This window comes from Acidobacteriota bacterium (assembly GCA_028874215.1).
Taxonomy (GTDB): domain Bacteria; phylum Acidobacteriota; class UBA6911; order RPQK01; family JAJDTT01; genus JAJDTT01.
Genome location: JAPPLF010000046.1, coordinates 1 through 5,190 on the forward strand (window position 1 = coordinate 1; position 5,190 = coordinate 5,190).

4 protein-coding genes are annotated in these 5,190 nt (G+C 56.9%); 1 reads left to right on the forward strand and 3 read right to left on the reverse strand.

Features of this window, described 5'->3' with window-relative positions; genetic code table 11:
* Window positions 1–635 precede the first annotated feature (635 nt).
* A complete protein-coding gene (locus OXT71_08890; GenBank protein ID MDE2926498.1) occupies window positions 636–1,898 on the forward strand; it encodes a cache domain-containing protein in 1,263 nt (420 codons plus the stop codon).
* Window positions 1,899–2,308: 410 nt separating this feature from the next.
* On the opposite strand, the gene OXT71_08895 is transcribed toward OXT71_08890, so the two are convergent.
* Genes OXT71_08895 through OXT71_08905 form a run of 3 tightly spaced genes read right to left on the reverse strand, consistent with a single transcriptional unit; the run spans window position 2,309 to window position 4,109 of the window.
* A complete protein-coding gene (locus OXT71_08895; GenBank protein MDE2926499.1) occupies window positions 2,309–3,166 on the reverse strand; it encodes a hypothetical protein in 858 nt (285 codons plus the stop codon).
* Entirely contained in the window at window positions 3,159–3,896 is a 738-nt protein-coding gene (locus OXT71_08900; GenBank protein MDE2926500.1) for a hypothetical protein, read from the reverse strand. Before OXT71_08900 ends, OXT71_08895 begins: the two co-directional genes overlap by 8 nt.
* A 21-nt stretch (window positions 3,897–3,917) precedes the next feature.
* Window positions 3,918–4,109 carry a hypothetical protein gene (locus OXT71_08905; GenBank protein MDE2926501.1) on the reverse strand — a complete coding sequence of 64 codons (192 nt, stop codon included), beginning with the start codon at window positions 4,107–4,109 and terminating at the stop codon, window positions 3,918–3,920.
* Window positions 4,110–5,190: the final 1,081 nt, after the last annotated feature.

The following is a 5,190-nucleotide window of genomic DNA, read 5'->3' on the forward strand; positions in this document are numbered from 1 at the left end:
TGGCCCCCCCCCATTTTTGGGGCGGGGGGGGGGGGGGGGGGTTTTCCTTAAATTTATAATACTCAACCCCCCCCCCTGGGGGGGTCGCTCCCGTCCCAATGGTCCCTGCGGGAAGGCAAGAAATGACACCGTTGATGTGGCAGGTTAGAGCCTGAGGAGACATGCGGAACGGCAACCTGGAACTGTCCCTTCATCAGGCGGCCAAAGTGCTTTTGCATGGCCGCCAACACAGACCTGAATAATTTGCTTTATGCGAGTCTGAGACCGCCCCCGGCGCCGAGCGCGACCGCACGAGTCTCGCCGATGATCTCGCGGGAATTCCCTCTGGTGGGCGTCGGGCGACGTTTGGGCGGGTGGTGGCCTTGCGCAAACCCTTCATCAACTCTTTGAGCTTGGCCTGACTGTGCTCAAGACGGGCGCCGCGCTCGTCCAGGCGCTTCATATCATCGCCAATTCGAGATTCCATTTGCTTCCCGGCCTGGGATTCGGCCAGAAGGATTCCCCCTGCATCATAAATGCTGATTACAGTTCGATTCTCTGCTTGAAGGGATCGATCCAGATATCAGTTAAACCGCCAAGGCTTCCGCATCTACACCGATGGAACGTCCTATTGTCAGCACAAAGGAGTAACCACTATGAAATCTTCAAGATCGACACTTCTCTTGGGGGCCATAATTTTTGCCGGCCTCTTATCCGCATGGCAACCCGTTGTTGCCCAAGGCACCAGAATAACGGCCAGGGAAGTCCTGGACCGGGAGACCCTGAAGGCCTTCGTCCAGGCGGCAAAGGCACATGTGGAGGGCCTTACTGAGAGTGGCCGGATTGACGAATTCCTGGAGGAGCCATGGAAGTTTGGCTCCGTCTACATTTACATTTCGAATGACGAGGGTGTGATCCGCTGGCATGGGGCCAATCCGGCCTCGGTGGACCAGGACCTGAGCGGTTTGGAAGACCAATTAACCGGAGCCCTGTTCGCCCAGGAACTCATAGCCGCGGCCAAAGCCGGGGGAGGCTATGTCGAGTATCATTTCGACGATCCAACCGTGATCGGAGACGAAGACCATACTTCCCCCAAGTTGGGATACGTCGAGACTTTCACTTCGCCCCTCCCGGACCTTTTTTCAGACCAGAACATGATCATCGGCTCCGGCATCTATCTCGGGCATCAGATCGCGCTGGACTTTGCCCACTTCGGCAACGGATCCGCTATCACCTCCGACATCGTGTTGGTGAATCTGGCCGCCACTCCGATCCTTCCTGCCGTCTACTTCTACGACGAAATGGGTCAACTCCTCGACCCGGAATCTGTGGTGGACATCAGCGAAGATCTGCAAACTACGGCTTACGGGGCGGTCACGCTCGAGTCGGAATTGGCGGCCCTGAGTGAAGTCACGATTTCCACCAATGGCATGGGAGAGACCGTGACCGGGTCCGTGAAAGTGATCTCCGACGGTCCCCACAGCCCCATCGGCGGGGTCTTGCGCTTTGACATTCCCCACATCGGCGTGGCTGGCGTTGGAGCGAGCCAGCCGGTCCGGGACGCCATCTTCCCGGCTCGCCGTCAGGCCGGAGGCATCGACACCGGCGCAGCACTCCGCAACTTGAGCGAGAAAGAGCTGATGCTGATCTGCCATCTGATGATGGGCGGCGAGGTCATGGAAGAGGCAGAAGTCAAGTTGGCGGCCAACGGTCAAGACGCCATGTTCATCAGCGAGATGTTCGAATACGACACGTCGGACTTCACAGGATCGGTACGCTGCACGGCGTCCGGAATCGCGCAGAAGTTCACCGGAGTCGCCGTGGAATTAGATGATATGAACGACATCTTCACCACGTTGCCGGTGATCCCTCTGGAGGGCGAGATGCCTTCGATGGAGAGCATGGCGTCCGAGGAATAGCTTGGGGAATCTATCGGGAGGGGCGGGTTGAGTCTCGGATCCATCAGGATGTGGAGCAGGTCCGTCAGAATGTGACGCATCTGGAATTGGAGATCGCCGGGACTGGATCGAAGGCTATCTGAACCGGCTGCGCACAGTAAGAGGCGAGGTGATGCAATTCGATGGGCTTTCCTCCCCCTTCTCTGGGAGGAGTGCTGACCCTTTCTTCTCCTGTGGGCGATTCTTCTCTAGGACTGGGTGCGGTGACGGACTTTACCGCGATTCGGTCGGTACGCTACCTGGAATCAAGGGACATGGTTGCACTGCACATCCTGGGTGCAAACTGGCGATAGGCTCTGGTCCTGCACCTGCAGGACGGGTTGACGCGACCTCCGTAGCAACCAATTACTGGATGTACTGGGGAAAGAGTCTCAAGGGTGCTCTGGCGGTTCGGCAAATACGGGCAATCCCCAAAACTCGCCTGTCTCATGGTCGAAACCCAGGGCACCCACCGCAATCTGAGTTTCGCCTTGGACGTGGACTATACCGTGGGTTCTGCCTGGCCTATCGTCAGTTCTGCCTGTCGAATCGTCATACCCTTCAATAGGAAGCAACTCTGAGAGGAACCGGCTCAGGCGGGTCATAGGGCCAAGCGTCCAAGACTTTTCCACAAACCGGGGATCCGGTCGTGCATTCGAGATCGGAATGGTCCATCCGCCGTACAATCGGACCGTGACTGTTTGCTCCTCTTCCGTGGGGTTGACGATTGAGATAGCCGTTTCTTCGATGCTGTCGCGATAAGCCAGGAGGCGGAAGCTTCTGGCTGGCTCTACCGCTTTAATGCGGGCCGAGACCTCCCTCTCGTGGCCGTCCTCAGGTGTAGGCTGCTTGTACTTCGCCACAGTCACGAATCCTTCGAGCTTCCGGTCCTGGCTTCGATACGTGTACCGCGCCCAGCCATTCCCAAGTCTCCTTCCCGAGAAGTCGTGGAAGAAGGAGATCGTCTTGCTGGAATTTGAGCCGATAAAGTGACGTTCTCCTTCTCCCAGGACGTAATGTCCCGTTTCAGTGAACTCATGGAGGTAGAACCCCATCGCTCGGCCACGGGCTTCGAACAGGGTGACGTAGGTCGTCAGGGGCCAATTCTGAGGGTAGATCGGGGCAATCAGAACCTTGAGCGGCTCGGGTGTCGTTGTGAGCGGGTTGTAGTGTCCGGCCCCGAGAAGCAACGGGAGCGGGAATATACCGACCACGAACGCAAGTGACTTCACGCCAGTATCCTTACTCATCGCCATGCTCCTCTGTAACAAGAACCGTCTCAAACCACTCCGTCGCCCGTGAGTAAGTGAGAGCTCCCACGGCAATGACGGTTTCCCCTTGGACTCGCACGATGCCAGTGACCACGTACTCGTCGCCTTCGGTTCCTTCCAGGGGAAGCCACTCTGAAAGGAACATGCTCAATCTGTTCCCGGCTTCAATCTCCCACTCCTTTTCTGTCACGGTCTTGTAGCGCGGGTGATACTCGTGAAAGGCCACGGAGACTGTCTGTGTCTCCGACGTCGGGTTGACGATGGCGATCCCTGTTTCTCCTTCGGACGTTGACTTGGCGAACAGGCGGAACGCCGGGGCAGGTTCTACAAGCTGGGACTCAGCGTACATACCGCGCCGACTGTAGTCCCATGTTGTACTGACAATATGCAGGTCTCGGTCGTCCGGAAAAGTCACCCGTGCCCATCCGTTCTTCGCGACGGGACCAGTGCACAAATCATCGTACGCGGAATAAGCAACAATTGTATTGGGGTCGAGAAAGTAGCTCCTCTCGTGCGCTCTCTCTCCCGCAACCGTGTACTCTTGCACTTCCACTACGACATACTGGCCCGAAGATTCCGAAATGGAGAGCCAAGAGCGTAACGGATCGACCTGCGTGAATATCGGCGCGATAAGCTCCTTCTCCTGGGCAAAACTGGTGGCGGGGATTAACAAGAAGAGTACGGATACGAACACGGACATTGACTTCATGGCAACCTTCCTTCTATCCCTTCAGAATCCGAGGAAGTTCAGCAGCAGCGCGGCATCCATGACCACAACCGTAGTGCTGTAGCCATGCGCCATCGGGTAAATGTGAGCGAGCAGCGTCTCTTCGCCGACGTTCTGAACCGTGGATTTAGCGTCTCCGACCAGAACGATCGGGGCGAGTATCAGGACAACCAAAGGGATTTCCCTTTTGTACATCCGACTTCTCCACCCAGCTCGTATTCCCACCTGATCGCTTTGCTCTTCTCTTGCAGCATCCGAACCTTGCGCAGGTGCTTCTCCGCAGTAAGGAGATTTGCTCGCCATGCCGCCTTCTCAGCCAGTCGGCAATGAATGGCGTCCCGAGTCCAGATTGCGCTCAGAGTGATCCCGGCAACCCACATGCCGGACCCAATGAGGGGTACTCTGAAGATGGTCCCAAAGAAACCCAATACGCAGATGATGAAGGCGACCACGCCGATGACGATCAGGGACCTCGAACTGATGCGATTGCAATTCACTGGCTATAATGGGGCTGAGAAGTACCTGGCGGGAATGGAGCGAATCGCCCAAGTGCCGTGGTTGGCTCCGACGAGACCCGCAAACTCAAACCCAAGGCTACCGCCAGAAAGAAAGTCGCGGATCTTTGTTCGCAAGGATGAGAGATTCTTAGAGAGTGAGCGGGCATCCAGTTCCATTCCTCCAGGTAGCGGGGACCCCTCCGACAATATTTAATGATGCGACGGAATCCCTTCTGGCCGAAGTGTAGGAGGAGCTACCGACCCGGCGGATACGATGCTTGCCTCGTTGTTCACTCCGATGGGCTCACCAGATCGGCGAAGGAGAGGTCAGCGGCGGACCGCTACGCCGAGCGACAACCAGAAGGGCAGGGGCAGGATCAGGATGTCTTCCTCTGGCCCTTGTTTCCGGATCGCGGATCTGGGTTCCCGAGACCGATAAGGTCAGAAGCGAAGTTATTGCCTTCTCGTGCGCCCTTACGCACCCATCTCTCGGTCGCGGCGGCGGCTTTTTCGAGTCCCTGGCCTTCAAAGTAACGGAGCGCAAGCAGGCCCGGCTCAGGAAGTCGATCCCCACGGCTTGACCGAACGGTTACGAACGGTCACGTCCACGGACCTCCAATAGAGTCGCATGGATTCCCGTTTAGAACGTGGGATTCAATGAGGGAATCTGTTCGGGAGGACAGATAATAACTATAATTATTTCAACACTTACAAGATTACTTCGGTGGACGCAGGGAATACAGCACTCCGTCCAGTTGGGGGATGGGGTGTCGGCGACG